Source organism: Bacillus tuaregi, assembly GCF_900104575.1.
Taxonomy (GTDB): Bacteria; Bacillota; Bacilli; order Bacillales; family Cytobacillaceae; genus Bacillus_BD; species Bacillus_BD tuaregi.
This window is the reverse complement of record NZ_LT629731.1, coordinates 2618992-2640656: the sequence shown is the minus strand read 5'-3', so window position 1 is coordinate 2640656 and position 21665 is coordinate 2618992. Positions and strand designations below refer to the sequence as shown.

General features: G+C 39.5%; 20 protein-coding genes. 14 read left to right on the top strand and 6 right to left on the bottom strand.

The window, feature by feature from the left end; all coding sequences use genetic code 11:
* Together trpA and cdaS are read left to right on the top strand one after the other, a co-directional pair.
* Complete coding sequence (gene trpA, locus BQ5321_RS14950) at positions 1 to 783, top strand: tryptophan synthase subunit alpha (RefSeq protein ID WP_071395231.1); 783 nt, start codon at positions 1 to 3, stop codon at positions 781 to 783.
* 165 nt (positions 784 to 948) lie between these two features.
* A complete protein-coding gene (gene cdaS / locus BQ5321_RS14945; RefSeq protein ID WP_071396938.1) occupies positions 949 to 1551 on the top strand; it encodes a sporulation-specific diadenylate cyclase CdaS in 603 nt (200 codons plus the stop codon).
* Positions 1552 to 1596: 45 nt separating this feature from the next.
* Here cdaS and BQ5321_RS14940 read toward each other — a convergent pair whose 3' ends face one another.
* The 3 genes from BQ5321_RS14940 to BQ5321_RS14930 all read right to left on the bottom strand — a co-directional run bounded on the left by BQ5321_RS14940 (position 1597) and on the right by BQ5321_RS14930 (position 4698).
* Positions 1597 to 2691, bottom strand: coding sequence for an AI-2E family transporter (locus BQ5321_RS14940; protein WP_071395230.1), 1095 nt, complete (start codon positions 2689 to 2691; stop codon positions 1597 to 1599).
* Between the two features lie 345 nt (positions 2692 to 3036).
* Positions 3037 to 4398: a PFL family protein gene (locus tag BQ5321_RS14935; RefSeq protein ID WP_071395229.1), complete on the bottom strand. Its 1362-nt coding sequence runs from the start codon at positions 4396 to 4398 to the stop codon at positions 3037 to 3039.
* A 24-nt stretch (positions 4399 to 4422) separates the two neighbouring features.
* A complete protein-coding gene (locus tag BQ5321_RS14930) occupies positions 4423 to 4698 on the bottom strand; it encodes an ACT domain-containing protein (RefSeq protein WP_071395228.1) in 276 nt (91 codons plus the stop codon).
* A gap of 606 nt (positions 4699 to 5304) precedes the next feature.
* Between BQ5321_RS14930 and proB the strand changes: the two genes are divergently transcribed.
* From proB to BQ5321_RS14885, 9 genes are all read left to right on the top strand, one after another.
* Positions 5305 to 6411 (top strand): glutamate 5-kinase, encoded by a 1107-nt coding sequence (gene proB / locus BQ5321_RS14925; protein ID WP_071395227.1) that lies wholly within the window; start codon positions 5305 to 5307, stop codon positions 6409 to 6411.
* Between the two features lie 10 nt (positions 6412 to 6421).
* Positions 6422 to 7669: a glutamate-5-semialdehyde dehydrogenase gene (locus BQ5321_RS14920; protein WP_071395226.1), complete on the top strand. Its 1248-nt coding sequence runs from the start codon at positions 6422 to 6424 to the stop codon at positions 7667 to 7669.
* A 1023-nt stretch (positions 7670 to 8692) separates the two neighbouring features.
* Positions 8693 to 9439, top strand: coding sequence for a Cof-type HAD-IIB family hydrolase (locus tag BQ5321_RS14915; protein WP_071395225.1), 747 nt, complete (start codon positions 8693 to 8695; stop codon positions 9437 to 9439).
* Between the two features lie 91 nt (positions 9440 to 9530).
* Positions 9531 to 9944, top strand: a complete 414-nt coding sequence (locus tag BQ5321_RS14910) for a hypothetical protein (protein ID WP_071395224.1) — start codon at positions 9531 to 9533, stop codon at positions 9942 to 9944.
* Positions 9945 to 10144: 200 nt separating this feature from the next.
* Complete coding sequence (locus BQ5321_RS14905) at positions 10145 to 10963, top strand: alpha/beta hydrolase (protein ID WP_234978420.1); 819 nt, start codon at positions 10145 to 10147, stop codon at positions 10961 to 10963.
* A 153-nt stretch (positions 10964 to 11116) separates the two neighbouring features.
* Complete coding sequence (locus BQ5321_RS14900; RefSeq protein ID WP_071395222.1) at positions 11117 to 11785, top strand: YknW family membrane protein; 669 nt, start codon at positions 11117 to 11119, stop codon at positions 11783 to 11785.
* Positions 11785 to 12906 (top strand): efflux RND transporter periplasmic adaptor subunit, encoded by a 1122-nt coding sequence (locus BQ5321_RS14895; RefSeq protein WP_071395221.1) that lies wholly within the window; start codon positions 11785 to 11787, stop codon positions 12904 to 12906. Before BQ5321_RS14900 ends, BQ5321_RS14895 begins: the two co-directional genes overlap by 1 nt.
* Positions 12903 to 13595 carry an ABC transporter ATP-binding protein gene (locus BQ5321_RS14890; RefSeq protein ID WP_071395220.1) on the top strand — a complete coding sequence of 231 codons (693 nt, stop codon included), beginning with the start codon at positions 12903 to 12905 and terminating at the stop codon, positions 13593 to 13595. Before BQ5321_RS14895 ends, BQ5321_RS14890 begins: the two co-directional genes overlap by 4 nt.
* Positions 13592 to 14785 carry an ABC transporter permease gene (locus BQ5321_RS14885; RefSeq protein ID WP_071395219.1) on the top strand — a complete coding sequence of 398 codons (1194 nt, stop codon included), beginning with the start codon at positions 13592 to 13594 and terminating at the stop codon, positions 14783 to 14785. Before BQ5321_RS14890 ends, BQ5321_RS14885 begins: the two co-directional genes overlap by 4 nt.
* Positions 14786 to 14895: 110 nt before the next feature.
* Here BQ5321_RS14885 and BQ5321_RS14880 read toward each other — a convergent pair whose 3' ends face one another.
* Positions 14896 to 15102 carry an aspartyl-phosphate phosphatase Spo0E family protein gene (locus BQ5321_RS14880; RefSeq protein WP_084786825.1) on the bottom strand — a complete coding sequence of 69 codons (207 nt, stop codon included), beginning with the start codon at positions 15100 to 15102 and terminating at the stop codon, positions 14896 to 14898.
* Between the two features lie 335 nt (positions 15103 to 15437).
* Positions 15438 to 15590 carry a YpzG family protein gene (locus tag BQ5321_RS23800; RefSeq protein WP_084786823.1) on the bottom strand — a complete coding sequence of 51 codons (153 nt, stop codon included), beginning with the start codon at positions 15588 to 15590 and terminating at the stop codon, positions 15438 to 15440.
* Between the two features lie 381 nt (positions 15591 to 15971).
* Here BQ5321_RS23800 and BQ5321_RS14875 point away from each other — a divergent pair, with 381 nt between their 5' ends.
* From BQ5321_RS14875 to mnmH, 3 genes are all read left to right on the top strand, one after another.
* Positions 15972 to 16547, top strand: a complete 576-nt coding sequence (locus tag BQ5321_RS14875; RefSeq protein WP_071395217.1) for a hypothetical protein — start codon at positions 15972 to 15974, stop codon at positions 16545 to 16547.
* Positions 16548 to 16641: 94 nt separating this feature from the next.
* Complete coding sequence (locus BQ5321_RS14870) at positions 16642 to 16797, top strand: hypothetical protein (RefSeq protein ID WP_187143809.1); 156 nt, start codon at positions 16642 to 16644, stop codon at positions 16795 to 16797.
* Positions 16798 to 16866: 69 nt separating this feature from the next.
* On the top strand, positions 16867 to 17970 hold the full coding sequence (gene mnmH, locus BQ5321_RS14865) for a tRNA 2-selenouridine(34) synthase MnmH (RefSeq protein WP_084786821.1): 1104 nt from the start codon (positions 16867 to 16869) through the stop codon (positions 17968 to 17970).
* A gap of 268 nt (positions 17971 to 18238) precedes the next feature.
* On the opposite strand, the gene metH is transcribed toward mnmH, so the two are convergent.
* Positions 18239 to 21655 (bottom strand): methionine synthase, encoded by a 3417-nt coding sequence (gene metH, locus BQ5321_RS14860; RefSeq protein ID WP_390622192.1) that lies wholly within the window; start codon positions 21653 to 21655, stop codon positions 18239 to 18241.
* Between the last annotated feature and the right edge of the window lie 10 nt (positions 21656 to 21665).

Genomic DNA, 21665 nt, shown 5'->3' with positions numbered 1-21665 from the left:
ATGAGTCGATTGGAAAAGGCACTGAAAAGTATAAAACTTGGACAGGAAAAGGCGTTTGTCCCCTATATTATGGCAGGGGATGGAGGTTTAGAGGTATTAGAGGAACGGATTTGCTTTTTAGCAGATTGCGGGGCTACAGCAGTTGAAATCGGTATTCCCTTCTCAGACCCGGTAGCGGATGGTCCGGTTATTCAACAGGCAGGGATCAGAGCATTAAAAGCAGGAACGACGATTAAGAAGATTATGAAGACAATTGAATCATTTCGTTCAAGAGTAGACATTCCTCTTATTTTTATGACGTATATGAATCCGATATTGGCATACGGAAAAGAGGCGTTTATCACAGATTGTAAAAGGATAGGAATCGATGGCTTGATTCTGCCTGATTTACCAATCGAGGAAGAGCAAATAATCAGTCCGCTTGCACAGCAGGCTGGAATTGAGATCATTCGGCTTGTAACCTTAAATAGCTCAGACGATAGAATTCATCATATTTCCACTAAAGGACACGGCGGCTTCTTATATGCTGTCACTGTAAATGGAATTACCGGTGCAAGACAAGGCTTTCATGAAGAACTCCATAAACATTTACAAAGAGTCAAAGCCATTTCGCCACTTCCGGTTTTAGCTGGATTTGGAATTTCTACCCCTGACCATATAAAGGAAATGACTCAATACTGTGATGGCGTGATTGTCGGTAGTAAGATTGTGGACTTATTTGAAAAAAAGGATCAAGAAAGAATCAAAAAGCTAATTCAAACCGCAAAATCGGTATCGGTATAAAACATAATGGTTTTTGGTTGTATTTCTCGAGGTATAGGGCATGCTAAGTAAAGCATATGATAACATTGAGATTTTTTCAAATAGGAGTACAGGGTTCAATACGCTTAGCTTAATGAATCAGCCATAGAAGATCCAGTAAGGGGATGCGTAAGAAGGATGACAGCAATGGAACAAAAGGAACAGTACATGGAAAATTTACATCGATACATGGGGCATATTGAGTCTCATATTAATAAGGTAAAAGCAATTATGCATGAACATGATTGCTGTATTTTAACTGATCTTGATCAAATGCAAAAGCTTGTGTCTGAAGCCCAAAATCTTGCTGCTGTTTATTACCTGCAATCCTATTTAGCACCCTATACGAAGCAATATATCAACCTGTCATTAGCAGTTCAGCATCTATCAGAAAAACGGCACGGGGCCTTAATTGCTGTGGAACGCAATGCTCCATTAGAGCCGTTTATTCATAACGGGACGCTAATCGAGGCAGATATCAGTCATTTGCTACTCGAAACCGTGTTTTATCCTGGAAATCCGTTACATGATGGCGGGGTTGTGATTCGGGATGGTACAATTTATTCGGCAGGTAATATTTTTCCCCTGACAGATACTACTTATCAGCATCGAAAGCTTGGAACAAGACATCGTGCAGCTATTGGACTTTCTGAACAGACGGATGCTGTTATTATTGTGGTATCAGAGGAAACGGGGAGAATTTCTTTTGCTATAGACGGTCAATTATTTATCGTACGTGCAAGCGTGTAAAAAAATAACAGAGCCGTCTATCAAAGAGCGGCTCTGTTATTTTTTTCATTCATGCTTGATGGTTGATTTTCGTAATTGTAAAAACCGAACAAAATTTAAAATGATTGTTTTTGAGACTGCATAAAATGGAATCGCTAAAATCATCCCTAATATACCGGCTAAATTTCCAGCAACTAGGAGAATCACGATAATCGTAGCAGGATGGGTATCCAGTCTTTTACCTAGTATGAGTGGCGAAAGAACATTCCCTTCAATCTGCTGCGCAATGGTAATCACTACAATAACCAATATGGCTTTAGTGGGAGAGTCAAATAAGGCAATGATAACAGCAGGTGCTCCTCCCAAAAATGGTCCGACATATGGAATAATATTCGTTACAGCTACAATGAGAGCCATAACAAGTGCATAGGGCAGGTCAATAATGACATAGCCAATAAAGGAAAGTGTTCCTACGAATAAAGCTACCGTAACCTGGCCGTTAATATAGGCAGCAAGTGTTTCTCCCGTTTCCTTTAATGTTTTTAACCCTTCATTGCGGTACGAGGGAGGAAAAAATTTCGCAATTAATAATGGGAATTTATCTCCATCCTTAAACATATAAAATAATAAAAAGGGGACGGTCACAATCGTAATCGCAATATCGGCAACAACCCCGAAAATGCTCGAAATACTGTTTGTTATTCTTGTAGGCAGTGTCGCAGCATAATTATTCAGCTCTTCAACAATATTACTAATAGAGATATAATCCTGTGTCATCACCCACTTGAATTGTTCAGATTCAGCAAGCTGATCTAGAAAGAGCATCGTTTGATGATAATACCTTGGAACATCGTTAACAAAGGCAGTAACCTGCTTGGAAATCATCGGAATTAGATTGCCGATAATCAGTCCGAGCAATCCAATAATGACAACATAGATAACAATAATAGCAAGTATTCGCGGAATTTTAATCCTTTGAAGATAGCCGACAAAAGGGTTTAACAGAAAGAATAAGAAGCCGGATATTAGAATGGGAAAAAATAATGTGGAGAAGAAAATCCCAATCGGTTCAAATAAGAAAGAAATCTTCGTTGATATATAAATAATACCGACAATAATTAATATTTGCAGTGTCCAGTATTGAAACTTTTTTTTTGCCAATTGCTTCACCTTTTTCAATAGATTAGGTTTATTATATCAAAAATGACTTTATTTACATAATTTTTGTGCGTTTTTGCAAGTTTCTACTTGACGATATAATGAATAAAAGCTTGGATGAAGTATCCAAGCTTTAACTTCATTCAGCATTCATCCCCCACTTCTGTAAGTGGGGGATGAATGCAAATGGTACTTCGATTCAGTGGGACAACCCCTGGCTGAATGAAGTTAAGCCTCCGGCGAGTCTTGCGATTTTTTAAAGGTAGTTTATCGAGCGAGCTCGATAAAAATCCGGACGCAAATTCGACGGGCGAATTTGATATGTATTTCTAGAGGTGCATTAATTATTTAATTAATTAATGACTGCAAAGGTGCTGGTATTCGACCGGCACGTTGAATCATTTTTTCAGAACTGTATGGATTTACACCCATGACAGGGGCACGTCCAAGTAAGCCACCAAATTCTACCATTTCACCTTCTTTTTTGCCTGGAACCGGGATGACTCGAACTGCTGTTGTTTTTTTATTAATCATACCAATGGCTGCTTCATCGGCGATAATAGCAGACAGTGTAGCGGGTGTGACATCACCAGTTAAGGCAATCATATCAAGACCTACAGAGCATACACAAGTCATGGCCTCGAGCTTGGATAGTGATAGGGCATTGTCAATGATTCCACGAATCATCCCGTTATCTTCACTGACAGGAATAAAAGCTCCGCTCAGTCCACCAACATAGGAGCTAGCCATGGCCCCGCCTTTTTTTACAGCATCATTCATTAATGCTAATGCAGCGATTGTGCCGTGTGTTCCAACTCTTTCTAAGCCGATTTCTTCAAGGATTTCTGCGACACTGTCATTTTGCGCATTTGTTGGTGCTAATGATAAATCCATAATTCCAAACGGAACATTTAGACGCTCTGCGACAACACGACCGATTAATTCACCGGCACGAGTAATTTTAAAGGCTGTCTTTTTAATGATATCAGCAACTTCTCCTAAATTGCAGTCAGGAAATCGTTTGAGTGCATTTAATACAACACCTGGACCACTTACACCTACGTTTAAAACAACCTCACCTTCACCAGCACCGTGAAAGGCACCCGCCATAAATGGATTATCTTCAACAGCGTTGCAGAACACGACCAGCTTTGCACATGCCATTCCATTTTCATGCTTCGTTCTTTCAGCCGCCTCTTTAATAATCATACCCATTTGTTTGACAGCATCCATATTAATTCCAGAACGGGTAGAGGCTACAGAGACTGAAGCACAGACGCGCTCTGTCACACTTAAGGCTTCTGGAAGTGCATCTAAGAGGGTTTGATCCCCTTTTGATATCCCTTTATGTATAAGCGCTGAGAAACCACCAATAAAATCAACTCCGAGAGTAACTGCAGCTCGGTCAAGTGTCTTCGCCAATTCGATTGCCTGTTCCTTTGTCGCATGCCCTAATATCTCGGAAATGGGTGTAATGGAAATTCTTTTATTTATAATAGGTATCCCAAATTCTTTTTCTGCTTGTTCAGCGACATCTTTTAGATCCTTTGCATAGGTTGTGATTTTTTCATAAACTCGTTTGTTCATTTTTTCAAAATCCGCATCAGCACAATCACGTAAGCTTATTCCCATTGTAACGGTGCGGATATCAAGGTTTTCTAATTGAACCATCCGAATCGTTTCCATCATTTCATTTATGGCTATATTCATCGTCTTGAACCTCCTTTCTATATCCTATACACGGTGCATAGCTTGGAAGATTTCTTCCAATTGCAGCGTAATATTTAAACCAAGCTCATCACCGATTAATGTTAATTGTTTTTGCAATTCTTCAAGGTTCTGATATTCGGTCACATCGACAAGCATCATCATAGTGAAAAAATCCTGTAAAATCGTTTGACTGATATCAAGAATATTCACCTTATTTTCAGCTAGGATTGTTGTAACTTTTGCAATAATTCCTACTTGATCTTTACCAACTACACTTACGACCGCACGTCTTTGTTTCATTTTTTCTCACCTCGGAGTCAATTGTTTTGTTCATACAAGTTTTTGGGCCATGACGAGTAAAAATGGAGGTCTAATAAAAGACCACTACATCATCTTTGTCAATATTTTTCGCCTAATCATACTTTATATATATTGTAGAATAATGTAAAAAAATATCAATCTTTTTATGCAGTAGATATGTTTCATCATAATGAATCAATCAGAAGTATTGACAATAATATACTTCGTGTGCATAATAGTAAAAAATGAAAAATATATGAACGTTTGATGATGGATTAGTATGGGTAGCTTGATGTGCAAGAGAGTGAGGTTTATTAGCTGGAAGACCTCATCACAAAGTAAGCCTCAGAACCTGCCATCTGAGTCCTGTGTTAAAGCACAGGCGCTAAGTATTTAGCGTTATCCTTTTAAGCGGGATGCTGATGTGCATTCAATGAAGGTGGTACCACGGAAACTAGCCCTTTTCGTCCTTTACAATGAGGATGAAAAGGGCTTTTTTATATTCTCGGCATAGCAACATCAGAACCCTATACGATTTCGTATAAGGGTTGGAAACTGAAAATTATGAAATTGTTTGATACAATAAAAGGAGCAGAGGGTTGAATAATGGAGAAGAAACGAATTGTTGTAAAGATTGGTAGCAGCTCATTGACAAATTCTAAAGGGGAAATCGACCAGGAAAAGTTTCGCGATCATGTAGAGGCAGTGGCTGCACTTCGTGAACAAGGTCATGAAGTTTTATTAGTATCATCTGGCGCAGTGGCTGCAGGATTTTCCAGATTGGGTTATCCTACAAGACCTGTTACACTGAAAGGAAAACAGGCTGCAGCCGCAGTGGGACAAAGTATATTAATACAGTCCTACATTGAACAATTCAATGACTTTAATATTATTCCTGCGCAAATTTTATTAACGAGAAACGATTTTTCCAAAAAGGATCGTTATCGTAATGCTTTTCAAACGGTTTCTGAATTATTGGACAGAGGGATTCTGCCCATTATCAATGAGAATGATACTGTGTCGGTGCAGGAGCTAACGTTTGGTGATAATGATATGTTGTCTGCCTTGGTTAGCGGACTCGTGCATGCAGAGCAATTAATTATTTTGACGGATATTAATGGTCTCTATGATTCTAATCCTCAGGTAAATCCGTTAGCGAAGAAATGGACACATCTGTCAGAAATTAGCGATGTGGTGATGGAGGCAGCAGGTGAATCAGGTTCAAAGGTCGGTACTGGCGGGATGAAATCAAAACTGGAGGCTGCGAAAACGGCTTTGTCTCTAGGGGTCAAGGTATTTATTGGTAAAGGGGCAGGTAGTCAGAAATTACTTGAAATCCTTAAGGGAGAAGGGGATGGCACCTATATTGGTGATGATTCGCTTACAACGGTCAATAACCCAAAGCAATGGATTGCTCTTCATTCTGAGGTAGCTGGAAAGGTATATATTGATCGAGGAGCAGAATTAGCCTTGACCTTTGAGGGGAGAAGTTTATTGCCTGCTGGAATTTACGAGATTGTTGGATCCTTTGAAAAAGGCGATGTTGTTGAGGTTTTTGGCTCAAGCGGGCTGATTGGTAAAGGAGAAGTATATTATTCCTCAGAAGAATTAAAAAAAGTGATGGGAAAACGCAGTGATGAAGTAGAAAAAGAAATGGTTGTTGCTGCGTTAGAAGTGATTCATCGCGATAATTGGGTAAAAGTAAAAAATTAAGGAGGATATTATGAGCGAAGTATTAACTAAAGGGAGAGCAGCAAAGAAGGCAAGTTTTCAATTAATCGGTAAAACAACAGCAGAAAAAAACGAGGCATTGTTGATGATAGCTGAGCAGCTGATTATCGATCAGGAAGAAATACTAATCGAAAATAGCAGGGACTTAGAGCTTGGGAAACAAAAAGGTCTGTCTGCTTCAGTTCTTGATAGGATTATGTTAAATGAAAAACGAATCAAGGATATGTCTGAAGCAATTCATCAATTAATCAAGTTGGAGGATCCTGTTGGCGAAACCCTTGAGACTATTACAAAAGAAAATGGACTAATCATAAATAGTAAGCGAGTACCGATCGGTGTGATTGGGATGATTTACGAGGCAAGGCCGAATGTAACGATAGATGCAGCAACATTAGCCTTGAAAACAGGTAATGCGATTATCTTACGAGGCAGCTCCTCAGCGCAATATTCTAACCAGGTTTTAACGAAGTCAATCCACCGGGCACTTGCTCAAACAAACTTGCCGGTTGATGCCGTTCAATCCATTGAAAATACAAACCGAGAAAGTGCACAAGAGTTATTTCACCTGAATGAGTATTTGGATGTGTTAATTCCACGTGGGGGTAAAAACCTTATTGACACCGTTGTAAAGGAAGCATCGGTCCCGGTCATTGAAACAGGAGCAGGAAACTGTCATTTATTTATTGATGATAGTGCTAAGCCAGAAATGGCTGTATCCATTGCCATTAACGCTAAAACACAAAGGCCATCCGTTTGTAATGCGATTGAAACTATCCTTATTCAAGAAGAGTGGTTTAATCATTATGGAGAGCAGCTTCTGACGGCTCTAATAGAAAAAGATGTTGAGATTATTGGTGATGAAAAGGTATGTCAAAAGACTCCAAGTGCTACGCTAGCAACCGATGAAGACTGGTATACTGAATTTTTAGGTCTTACGGTTAGTATAAAGCTTGTTACGAGTGTAGAAGAAGCGATCGAACATATTAATAAATACGGAACAAGGCATTCAGAAGCGATTATTACCGAAAATCAGGAGCATGCTAATCAGTTTTTAACTTCAGTTGATGCAGCGGCAGTCTATCATAATGCCTCAACAAGATTTACGGATGGCTTTGAATTTGGTTTTGGTGCTGAAATTGGAATTAGTACGCAAAAATTACATGCGCGTGGACCAATGGGATTGAAAGCTTTAACATCAAGTAAATATTTTATTAGTGGTGAAGGTCAAATACGAGGATAAGAGCGATAAGAAAAGAAGGATAGTCCCAATGGCTGTCCTTCTTTTTTAATCATAGTCTGGTTAAATATTTTGTGCATAGTCCTCATGAGGGATTTTTACATAGAGTTACGTATTTCTTGGGAATCTTTCTCTATCGGACACTTCAGCGATGAATTCATCTCTCATTGGCCTTATGAGCGGTTCTATCGGACACTTCAGCGATGAATTCATCTCTCATTGGCCTTATGGGAGGTTCTATCGGACACTTCAGCGATGAATTCATCTCTCATTGGCCTTATGGGAGGTTCTATCGGACACTTCAGCGACGAATTCATCTCTCTTTGGTCTTATGGGAGGTTCTATTGGACACTTCAGCGATGAATTCATCTCTCATTGGCCTTATGAGCGGTTCTATCGGACACTTCAGCGATGAATTCATCTCTCATTGGCCTTATGAGCGGTTCTATCGGACACTTCAGCGATGAATTCATCTCTCATTGGCCTTATGGGAGGTTCTATCGGACACTTCAGCGATGAATTCATCTCTCATTGGCCTTATGGGAGGTTCTATCGGACACTTCAGCGATGAATTCATCTCTCATTGGCCTTATGGGAGGTTCAATCGGACACTTCAGCGATGAATTCATCTCTCATTGGCCTTATGAGCGGTTCTATCGGACACTTCAGCGATGAATTCATCTCTCATTGGCCTTATGGGAGGTTCAATCGGACACTTCAGCGACGAATTCTTCTCTCTTTGGTCTTATGGGAGGTTCTATTGGACACTTCAGCGATGAATTCATCTCTCATTGGCCTTATGGGAGGTTCTATCGGACACTTCAGCGATGAATTCTAATCTCTTTGGCCTTATGGGCGTTACTATCGGACACTTCAGCGATGAATTCTAATCTCATTGGCCTTTTCCCGGTTCTATCGGACACAATATATCATGCTCTATAAATAGTTGCTAAGGTTATAGAAATTTTCCATTAAAACAAAATCATGTTAATCTTGTTATACAAAGTCAGAAAGGGAGTAAGAGCCATGTCAGTTAAACGAAACAAGGAAATTAAGCTAATTGCTTTAGATATGGACGGCACATTGCTAAATGAGAATCAGGAAGTTTCCGTGGCGAACCGTGAGGCCATTAGAAGAGCAGAAGCTAAAGGGGTAACGGTCATCCTGAGTACAGGACGATCGATTCTAACATGCTATGATTATGCTAAGTCCCTTAATCTTTTAAGCCATTTGATTACGGTAAATGGCAGTGAAATATGGGAAAAAGAAGGGAAGCTATTAGAAAGAAATACGGTCCAAACTGAACTTATACAATGGATGTGGGACCTTTCGCAAACCTATGAAACACAATATTGGGCTACATCTAGTGACAATGTATGGAGAAACCAAATGCCTGATCGAATAGCGGACCACCAATGGCTCAAATTTGGTTTTGAAATTGAAAATCAGAAGATTCGAGAAAGGGTTTTAAAGCAGCTTTTAAACCAGTCTAAGTTGGAAATAAGCAATTCAAGTCCAATTAATATTGAGATAAATGCAGCAGGTGTTAATAAGGGGAATGCTATTGAGAAGGTTTGTAAACAGCTTAATTTGTCAATGGAACATGTCATGGCAATTGGGGATAGTCTGAATGATATGGCGATGATAAAAAAATCCGGTCTTGGAATTGCCATGGGGAATGCCCAGACTGTAGTCAAGGAATCAGCTGATTGGGTTACGGCTGTCAATAATGAAGATGGGGTGGCAGAAGCTATTAATACCTGGGTCCTGTAAGAGATTTATGAATAATTATTCTGCTCACATAGCTTCTTACTTGAAAATATGCGAAACCTCCTTAAAATAGGAATTATATGGGGGAGTATTTATGCTAAAAACAACGAAAAAATTAGTAAATGAACAAGAAATCATTGATATTCTACAGTCGATTGTCAAAAAATCCTATGATGAAATCAAGGATGAAGAGGTTCTTCTATGTTTAGAATGTGCTGATGTTGATTTGGAAATAGCCACTTCCAGTCACGATGAATTCCAAGAGGCGATCAAGAAAAATTTTGAATTGGATGAGTTTGGTGAGATTCTCGAATATGATGATCAGCGCCAGTTAATGTATGAATTATACGATTATTTTATTGACCTGCACATTAGTAGCGGGCTATTTGATTTTTTCCCTGAGGGTGAATATGAAGTAGCTGGAGAAAAGCTGCTTTCTGATTCTGATATTATTGCCCCAAAGGGGATTTTTTACGCTCCGTTCGAGCACGCCTTGAAACATAAATGACAGGAAGCAATTGACAAAGCTTTGTTTATAAACTATATTAATCATATAAAATAAGTAGGAATTAACACTTAAACATAAAGATAGGATGAGGATCATTTTTAGATGAACTCGTCTTATCTTCCTTTTTAATATAAAACCAAGTAAACTCATAAAATATATTAGTTATTGTTTAGCGAGATAAACTAATGAAAGAGGGGAAAATGATGAAGAAATCACTGGTCATCAATTGGAAAAATGAATCATTAGCGACAGCCATTGATTATCCTAGCCAACTGGAGGAGGGAGAACGTTATCCCCTTATTATTATTTGTCACGGTTTTATTGGCAGCAAGGTAGGAGTGGATAGATTATTTGTAAAAGCAGCACAGGAATTTAATAAGGAGCAATCGATTGTATTACGCTTTGATCTTGCAGGCTGTGGCGAAAGCAGTGGTGAATATGGAAAAACCGGTTTACATGATTTTATTGATCAATTAGCGACGGTAATCGAATTTGCCTCGAAGAATATCATGCAAATAGATAGAAATCAAATTACCTTACTAGGCCATAGCTTAGGTGGGGCAACGGCTGTATTAACTGCGGTTATGGATAAACGAATAAAACGACTGGTTTTATGGTCAGCGGCAGCATTGCCATATAAAGATATTAGAAGAATTGTTGGAAAGGAGAAGGTACGCTTATTAAAGCATGAATCAGAAATAGATTATTTAGGCTATTCTCTGACAAAACCTTTCTTTGATTCCTTGGTAGGCTATGAGCCTCTGCAGACTGCCGTTCAATACACTGGTAATGTACTAATTGTCCACGGCACAGGAGATGAAGATTTACCTGTTCAATATGCGAAGGAATACGCACGGGCTTTCTCACAGCGTCAGATGGGTAGAGTCACAAGCTATGAGATTGCTGGAGCTAATCACACGATTTCCAATGGTGAACATTTTAGCGAATTAATGAGGACGACGATTAAGTGGCTGAATGAAGAGGTAAAGGCACAACAAAATCAAAACGTATCAGCATGATACGTTTTTTTACTTGTAAAGAATGGGTCGGGCTGTTAACTAAAGTCTAAATTTTCCTACTTTATTTATATGATAAATGAAACTTTTTGTCGAGCTTTGCGTATGGATAACAGTATGATAGATTAATCAATATACATAAGGAGTGATTGTAGAATGGAAAATGAAGTACAGGTGAAAAAGCGGGGTCCAAACCTGCTCGGGATGTTTTGGAGCCCTGGAGAGCAATTTGAAAGCATTCGTCAGAATCCGCGTATATGGATTCCGCTCTTAATTGTTAGCGTTTTGAACATTGCTGCTTATTTAATTATGGCTATGTCCATGACAGCAAACGATTTAATGCTTCCAGGTATGACCGCAGAAGAAGCAGAGATGACACTCGCGATTGCAAAAGCTACAACAGCCGTATCTGGATTTGTAGCACCGATTTTTGCCATATTATTTTCATCACTCATACATTTTATCATTGTGAAAATTGCTAGAAAAGAGACAACCTTTAAGCAACTATTTTCGATGAATACCTATATCTCTATGATTGGTGCAGTTGGGATTCTATTGAATTTTGCTATTATGGCGGCGATGGGTGTAAGTAGCACTGAAGGTTATATTACAAGTTTGGCTAGTCTATTTGGCAGTAGTCATTCAAGTGTGTTAAGTGCCTTTGAATTATTTAGTATTTGGCAGATGATTTTAACAGCGATTGGATTACATAAGGTTGGACAGCTTTCGAAGACAGTATCCTATATTATCGTGATTATTTTCTTCTTAATCACGCTTGGGTTTGCCGCACTTGGCAGCATCTTTGCGGGAATGGCTGGATTATAATGAAGAAAAAAATCTGGATTGCCATTGGAGTCAGCACACTGATTCTGGTTATGGCGGGTGTAAGTGTATACAGGCAATACTTTGCTAAAGGTCCGGAGATTAAGACTGAACAGGTTAAAATGGAGGAAATCTCTTCTCTCTTGCTGATTCCAGGAACTTTACAACTGCAGGATGAGCAAATTGAATATTTATCACTAGACAAAGGAGAACTCCAGGAAATTCTCGTTCAGGAGGGACAGCAAGTGAAAAAGGATGACCCCATTGCCAGGCTGAGTAATAATCAACTGCAATTAGAGGTAGAACAAAACAAGCTTGCTGTTGAATCTGGATATTTAAAGATTAATCAGCTTCAAAAACAAGAAAAAGGATTGGATAAGCAGAAAGAAGAAATGGCAAAAGAAATAGGTGAGAAAAAAGCAACTGAAGAACTGTCTCCTCAGTATAACCAATTGGATGTTGATTTAAAAATGGCCAATCTAGATGTCAGGCAATTGCTCCTGCAAAAGGAATCTCTAGAAAAAAGAGTTCAGGAATTAGAGATAAAAAGTAAAATAGATGGGACGGTCTTATCGATAAATGAAGTGGCAGGAGCATCTATAAATGGACAGGAGCCTTTTATACAGATTGGCTCGATTGATGGGATGGTTGCTAAAGGGGTCTTATCAGAGTATGACACGTTAAAGGTAGCAACAGGGCAAAAGGTATATCTTTCTTCTGATGCAGTTCCCAATGAAAAGTGGGAAGGAGAAATCACCAACATTGGAGTGTTGCCTGTAAGTTACTCTAGCTTGTCAGGACAAGGTGAGACTCAAGCTGTACAGTATCCTGTTACCATATCGATAACGAGTGAATCCATTGCATTAAAGCCAGGATTTCAAGTGATAATGGAAATTGAAACAGAGAAGAAGAAAAGTTTAGTCGTTTCAGAAGAAGCCATACAGGACGACGGAAATCCATATGTTTATGTGCTTGACGGAAATATTGCTCGAAGACAGGATATCAAAATGGGTATTACATCAGGCGGAAAGATAGAAATTGTCAAAGGGTTGAAGGCAAAACAACAGATTATCTTAGATCCATCGGAAGGAATAAAAGATGGCATGGAAGTGAGAAAAAAATGATCCGATTGGAAGGAATCACAAAATCGTACCCAATCGGGAAAGAAAAAATTGAAGTGTTAAAATCCATTGACTTGTCAATTGAGGAAGGAGAATTTGTCGCCATCATAGGTCCTTCTGGTTCTGGAAAATCAACGCTTATGAATATCATTGGCTGTTTAGATCAGCCGACATCCGGTACTTATCTTCTTGGTGGTGAGGATGTATCTCATTATAATGACACAGAGCTTGCAAAGGTTCGGAATAGCTCAATCGGCTTTGTTTTTCAGCAATTTCAGCTGTTACCTCGGTTAAATGCTCAGCAAAATGTGGAGCTACCACTAATCTATAGTGGGGCAACGAAAAAGGATAGGTTAAAACGAGCTGCTGAAGCATTAAAGAAAGTTGGGCTTAGTGATCGAATGGGGCATTTACCAAATGAATTATCAGGTGGACAAAAACAACGGGTAGCGATTGCCAGAGCGATTGTGAATGCCCCGAAATTGATATTAGCGGATGAACCAACAGGTGCACTTGATACAAAAACGAGTATCCAAATAATGGAGGAGTTTACTCGTCTAAATGAAGAAGGCACCACTATTGTCATCGTCACGCATGAACCAGAAATTGCGCAATATGCCAATAGGACGATTATGGTTCGAGATGGAAGTATTGTTGCTTACAATTGGACTAAAGGGGGGCAGTCTGAATGAGTGTTATGGAGAATATAGGCATGGCATTTCATTCATTAAAGGCCCATAAGCTTCGGTCAATCCTCACCATGCTTGGCATCATCATTGGGGTAGGAGCTGTTATCATTGTTGTTGCAATTGGACAAGGCGGAGAGGCGATGCTGAAGTCCCAAATCATTGGATCGGGGAATACGATTGAATTATTTTATCAGCCCAGTGAGGAGGAAATTCAAGCAAACCCGAATATATTTAATGTAGCCGCTTTTACGGAGGAAGATATTCGTGCTCTCGAACAGATTCCTGAAGTAAAGGAGGTAGTCGCATCGAGCTCTAAATATTCTTCAATTCGCTTTCAGGAAACAACGGTTGATAGCTCTGTGACCGGAATAAATGAAGCATATCTTCGTTTAAATGATATAAAAAATCAGAAGGGACAAAGCTTTACATCCTCTGATTTCATTAGCGGTAATAGGGTGGCTCTTGTCAGTGATTCTCTCCAAACAGAAATGTTTCCTGGTGAGTCGCCAATTGGAAAAATCATTCGGATAGGAATTCAGCCGGTGGAAATCATTGGAGTGTTAGAGAAGCCTACTGGGCTGCTTTCGTTCAACTCAATGGAAGTATACCTCCCATATAATACATGGAAAACGGTTTTTGGAAGTAATGACATCACACAGGTAACTCTCCATACAGAAGCCACAGATGAACTAGAATCAGCTGGGAAAAAAGCAGCGCAAAGGTTAAATGCTATTCATAATACGGAAGATTCCTATCAAATTATTAATATGGAAGAAATGGCCGAGGGGATTGGCCAAATAACTAAAGTTATGACGCTAATTATCGGTAGTATTGCCGGGATATCTCTTTTGGTTGGCGGTATTGGTGTCATGAATATCATGTTAGTATCTGTAACCGAGAGAACAAGGGAAATAGGGATTCGAATGGCCCTTGGTGCTACGCGGCAACAGGTGTTGACCCAGTTTTTAATCGAGTCTATTATCCTCACCTTAATCGGTGGAATCGTTGGAATTCTATTAGGCTGGGGGGTTTCCACTCTTGTTGCAGGAATTGCTGGCTGGCCTTCGTTAATTTCATGGCAGGTAGTGGTTGGCGGATTATTATTTTCAATGGTAATTGGTGTGATCTTCGGGTTATTACCAGCAAATAAAGCTTCAAAACTTGATCCCATTGAGTCATTGCGTTATGAATAACCAGTTTTTAGTCTTAATAAGATAAAAGCCTAAACAAACAGATGGAGTTTGTTTAGGCTTTTTGAACGTCATTCAGTAGAATTACTACACTTCAAATATTGATTAAGAGCCTATTTATCTACGGAATCTTCGTTTTCTTTGTCAAAGGATTGATATAGATAAATATACTCATCCAGTTTTTGACTTAACTGGATGGTTTTCTCGTTATTTAACCCTTCTTGAATACCGGTAATAATAAGCTGCTCTCTAAGTAGTTGTATATGCTGAAGTAATTTCGTTTTTAATAATGGATGATTTGTGACCGCGATATCCATCATATACCCCCGAACTTTATTATGTACTGCTATTATTTTAACAGTTAATTAGTCTTTTTTATGTGATTAATCGCACAATTGTATACTATTCTAAATATTTTAACACAAAGAATGAAATAATAAACAATAAAAGAACCGACAATTTCTGCTAAGATTTGCTTAATCCATTATATTAGTTCTTACCATTGTGACATGTTTTTATTCAATAGGCTGCGTTAAGCAGGAGTCTGCATGCTTTCCACAACAATCAACCTGCCAAAAATCAACATTGTACTTTAACATAGCGATTCAATAAAGAAGGAAGCTGATTTGACAGCTTCCTTCTAGTATCAGCTTTCTTACCAATGATGGGCCTTCGCGTTACTTCGCAAAATGATGTTCGTTTGACTTCTCTTCGTTTGTCCATTTACTTGTGACTTTTGGTGTTTCGGTCTAGTCCAAGTATGAAGGAAAAGCTCGGAGCGAGAATCAATATAATCTCTGTAACTCATCGAATCACCTCTTCATCAGGATAGCTGAAACTAATGATAACCCTTAGGGTATCATTTTCAGTATGGAGTAAATAGCGAGTAACTATGCATGTAAAGATAGAAATTCTATGGTATGATGTTGTTGGACTAGAATGAGGTATAAAAAAATATCGCCTTGCATGTTTGATAATTGATTGTCGGAAAATATCCAAGTGAAGAAGGCAAAATCCACCCAAATAAGTGTCAATTGTTACAGATGAATCATCATGGATGCTGTATACTGTCATTGATAAACAATAGGCAAAGCAGTTCTTTATATATTCAATGAATCAATTCAGACTGTAGTCATTATTTGTGGAAAATGAGATAGCCTTGAAAGGATATCTTTCGGAGGTACTTAAAATGAATATGTATGAAATTATTCTTTCTTATCTCGATCGAGCCGGACCTGCGAGCATTCCTTCCATTTGTCAGCAAGTCAATCAGAATCCACTTTTTATGAAAGAAAGAGACAAGCCTGTTAAACCGACACAAATTAAATCCGTCATAAGCAGAAAGAGGGACCTTTTTTACGTTCATGACGATATGGTTGCATTGCTTCCAGAAAGGAATTTAGTATCATTTACAGCCAATATTGATAAATGTGGTGGTCCTTGGTTACGGGTAAAAGTGGATTTCATTCAGAAGAGCTTTATCTTTTTTGAAATCAACCTTGATCCTTCTGAGAAATTAGAATATACACCAGTGAAACCAGGCTGTACAGAAGAGTTTAAACAGGAAATCTACCGGTTAAATATGTGGGACTGGCAAGCAAATTATGAGGAGACAGGAATCATTCTCGATGGCACTAGCTGGTCGATTTGCCTTGAAACAAAATCAAAAACATATAAAAGTGAAGGCCTGCAAAGCTTTCCAAAGGGCTGGACTAAGTTTTGTCGTGCGCTTGTAAAGTTAACAGGAAAAAATATCATGTGTTAGTAATGCATTCAAAAGATATCCTTTACATGCTATGTATATGATTTCAATAATTGTGAAAAATTATACAGTAAACATGTTATCTGGAGGTATTAGGGTGAAAAAGGACAGCAACGAATGCATCGATCAAAAGGACATTTTACATCATCTTTTGGAAGAGCAAATTGCTTATATTTGCGTTAAGGAAGAAGAAGAGCAATTACGTGAAGAAAGAATAGGCAATCATTCTCAAGCTGACCGAGAAGGATATTAGAGATACTAATATCCTTTTTATCGTGAAGATTCGATGCTATCAGTTTAGTTAGTTACGGAGGCAGTTATTTTGAAGGATATTACAGTAAAAGAATTATTAGAAATGGAACAGGTTGTCCCGGTTGACGTTAGATCCCCTGGAGAATTTGAGGAGGCATCTATTCCGGGTGCGGTAAATATTCCATTGTTTTCAAACGAGGAGAGAAAAGAGGTAGGGACTCTATATAAACAACGAGGGACCCAGGAGGCAAAATGGCGAGCGATGGAAATTGTCTCACCAAAGCTACCAGAGATTCTTGGCTCCGTAAAAAAAATAACCGAAGAACACCAACCAGTTCTCTACTGTTGGCGAGGAGGAATGAGAAGTGCATCTGTGGCTTCTTTTTTAGAGTTCGCTGGCATTGATTCTGTGCTACGGGTATCAGGAGGATACCGGGCATATCGGCAATATATATTAGAGAAGATACCATCCCTAATACCTGACCAAGCACTTGTCTTACATGGTATGACTGGTACAGGTAAGACAGATATATTAGTTCGACTTCAGGAAAAAGGCTACCCAGTCCTCGATTTAGAAGGAATGGCAGCACATCGTGGCTCTATTTTTGGGTCAGTTGGATTGGCGAAGGACGGGAACAACCAGAAAGTGTTTGATAGCTTATTATTCGAAGGTTTACGTAAGCTTGAGGGCTCAGCCTACTTTATCGTTGAAGCTGAAAGTAAGCGGATTGGGAAGGCAGGTCAGCCTGATGCGCTTTATGAGAAGAAAATTAATGGTCTAAATCTTTATTTACAGGCTTCGATGGATACAAGAGTCCTACGTATTTATGACGAATATGTAAAACCAAATGAAAATGAGCAATGGTTCTATGATACCATTCTAGAAAAAGTGAGCTTGTTAAAAAAGCGTTTGAAAAACGATGAGATTTATTACTCTTTGCTGGAAAGCACGCAAAATAAACAGTACCAGAAAGTGATTCGTTTATTGCTTGAATACTATTATGATCCACGCTATCAATTTAAACAGAATGAGTACAAAAATGGTTTTTCAGACATAATAGCAGACGATATGGAATCAGCTATAGTAGAAATTGAGAAATATATCGAAAGGTATTTTCCTAAAATCGAAAGAAGCGGCATAGAAACAGAAAATGCAAACAGCCTGTCATCATAGTGGTGGCTAGGCTGTTTTGCTTTTTATAGGGAAGAGGGTAAAAGGGGAAAAAGGAATCGGGAGTTCCCGATTCCTTTAACTTCATTCAGCAGAGGTCCTCCACTTCTACAATTGGGGGATGAAAGCAAGTGGTCCTTCGATTCAGTGGGGTTCAACCCCCGACTGAATGAAGTTAAGCCTCCGGCGGATGTCTCGGATTTATTAAAGGTAGTTTATCGAGCGAGCTCGATAAAAATCCGGACGCAAATTCGACGGGCGAATTTGATTATTAGCGCATAACATTAAAATATCTTGCTTCAGGATGTGAAAAGACAATCGCTGTTACACTTGCCTCAGGCTCCATCATGAATCCTTCTGTAAGCTCAATACCAATATCTGGAGGGGAAATTAGCTTAAATAGCTTGCTTTGGTCCTCCAAATCAGGGCAGGCTGGATAACCGAAGGAGAAGCGTTGTCCTTGGTATTTAGCAGCAAAGCGATCCTTCATCGTGAAGTGAACAGGGTCAGGAAATCCCCAGCGGTCACGAATTTGACGATGAATTAATTCGGCTAAGCCTTCAGCCGTTTCTAGTGCTAATGCCTGCAGGGCATGGTTTTCCAAGAATTTCCCATCATTTTTTAATTGTTCAGCTATTTTCCCAATCCCTTTACCAGCAGTAACGGCAAACAAGGCAACATAATCCATTTGTCCGCTGTCAACCGATTTCAGGTAATCAGCTAAGCATAGAAATGGTTCAGAGTCCTGACGTGGAAATTCAAAGCTTTCGATGATCTTGCTTGTATCATCTGGATCATAAATCAGGACAGTATTTCCATCTGATTGTGCAGGGAAAAATTGATAGACCGCTGCTGGTGAAATCCAGCCTTTTGAAATGGATTCCGCAATTAAGCCATTGACCATCTCATTTAATTTTAGAGCTTTTTCATCACCTTCTTGAAGAAGCTTTTCTAATTTTCCCTTTAAACCGAGATGATGACCTATTAGTGTTTGCTTATTGATATAGGGTTCTATATGAGAAAGTGAATAGGACTTAATTAAATGCCTCTTCGTATCCTGTGGGACAAATACAGGTGCATCTGTACTGACTTTCTTCCGGACTTTTACACCGACAGAACCAGTTGGTCTTTCAAATGGTTGCTGCGGTACAGCATTTTCCTTGTCTTTTTTAGCTTGAACCATTTTTTCAACCTCAACTGGGTCTTGAAGCTGGTTTGCTAGTGATAATCCGTTCATCGCATCCTTTGCATATAAAACAACACCATCATATTCTTTTGAAATTTTATTCTCGGTAAATTTACGTGAAAGCGCGGCTCCACCAACTAATATTGGAATATCAATTCCTGCCTGCTTCATATCATGGGCCGTGATGACCATTTGCTGCGCTGATTTCACGAGCAAGCCTGATAAGCCAACCATATCTGGTTTTTCTTTTTTTACCGTTTTGACTAAATCTGCTGGAGCCACCTTAATCCCAAGATCAATGACTTCATAGCCATTATTACTTAAAATGATGTCAACAAGGTTTTTCCCGATATCATGGACATCACCTTTAACGGTTGCCAGCACTATTTTTCCCTTTGTAGCGGTCGTATCATTCTTCTCCATATACGGCTCTAAATGGGAAACAGCAGCCTTCATCACCTCGGCACTTTGCAGGACCTCAGCGACAATTAATTGATTATCATTAAATAAACGACCGACTTCCTTCATGCCTTCCATAAGTGGACCATTAATAATATCGAGCGGTGCCGCAAACTGGACTAATGCTTGTTCTAAATCCGGAATTAAGCCTTCTTTTGTCCCTTCGACAACATAATAGGCAAGACGCTCTTCAAGGGTCATATCCGGCAGCCCGCTTTTGGTTTCTTTTTTCTTATCGCGGTAAAAATCCGTAAACTCAGCTAACGATTGATCAGTTGTATCGAATAGCAGTCGCTCTGCCATGGCTACTTCCTCTTTTGAAATCGATGCGAAGCGCTCAAGCTTTTCCGTGTTAACAATGGCATAGTCTAGCCCAGCTAATGTACAGTGATATAAAAAGACGGAATTTAAAATTTCACGTCCAACCGGCGGTAAACCGAACGAAACATTGCTTACACCAAGGATTGTTTGGACCTCAGGAAATTTATCCTTAATAAGCTTGATGCCGTCTACCGTTGCTTTTGCGGAGCCGATATATTGTTCATCACCGGTACCTACCGGGAATACGAGCGGATCAAATATGATATCCTGTGGTGGAATATGATATTTTTCTACGAGCAGTTGATACGATCTTTCAGCAATTTCTAGTTTCTTTTGCGCTGTTACTCCCATTCCCGATTCATCAATCGTACCGACTACAACGGCTGCCCCATATTTATGAATAAGTGGAGCGATTGCTTTAAAGCGTTCTTCCCCATCCTCGAGATTTATGGAATTGATAATAGCTTTACCCTGTGAGTAGGATAGAGCTTTTTCGATAACAACATCGTCGGTTGAATCAATAACGAGGGGAACTTTTACTTTTTTTATTGCTTCTTTAATAAAGTTCTCCATGTCAACAATTTCATCACGGTCAGGGTCGGCCAAACAGATGTCAATGACATGTGCTCCTTTTTTCACTTGTGCACGGGCAATTTCAGCAGCTTCCTCAAATTTCCCTTCTGCAATCAGCCGCTTAAACTTCCGCGAACCAATAACGTTGGTTCGTTCTCCGACCATAATGGGACGGAGAGTCGGGTCATCATAGATGAAGGGTTCAATGCCTGACACCATGTGAAGCTGATGGTCTTTGCGTTCTCTCGGCTGATAGCCTTGCATTCTTTGGGCAATGGTCTTTATGTGTTCCGGTGTTGTTCCACAGCAGCCGCCAACAATATTTAACCAGCCTTCAGCAGCAAAACCTGACAATTTTTGCGCTAAAGACTCAGGTGTTTCATGATAATGACCTTCCTCGTCCGGTAGTCCAGCATTAGGATAGCAGCTAACAGCTGAGGTGGATATTTGTGATAGGGAACGAATATGATCCTGCATAAATTCTGGTCCGGTTGCACAGTTTAAACCAATGGCTATAGGGTTCATATGTTCAACAGAAATATAGAATGCTTCAATGGACTGTCCTGCTAAAGTAGTACCCATCGGCTCTATTGTCCCGGAAATCATGAGCGGGAGGGTGATGCCTGTTTTATCGAAGGCCTGTTTAATCCCGATAAAGCCTGCTTTCACATTGAGCAAGTCCTGGCTAGTTTCTAATAAAAGTAAATCGACTCCGCCGTCAATAAGACCTCGTGCTTGTTCTTCGTAATCCTGGGATAATTCAGCAAAGGTAGTGCCACCGGTTACACTTAATGTTTTCGTTGTTGGCCCCATCGAACCGGCCACATATCGTGGCCATGCCGGTGTAGAGATGCTGTCAACTGCACGTCTTGCTATTTGTGCGGCAATTAGGTTAATTTCATAGGCTTTTGAGCCAAGACCGTATTCATCCAGTACGATTCGAGTTGCGCCAAAGGTATTGGTTTCGATGATATCTGCACCAGCTTCTAAATACTGGCGGTGAATACTTTCAATGACATCAGGACGGGTGAGGTTTAAATTTTCGTTACAGCCCTCTAGTTGTTCACCGCCAAAGTCATCTGCGCTTAGATTAGCTTCTTGTAGCATCGTGCCCATGGCACCGTCCATAATAAGGATTTTATTATTCATTTGTTCTATG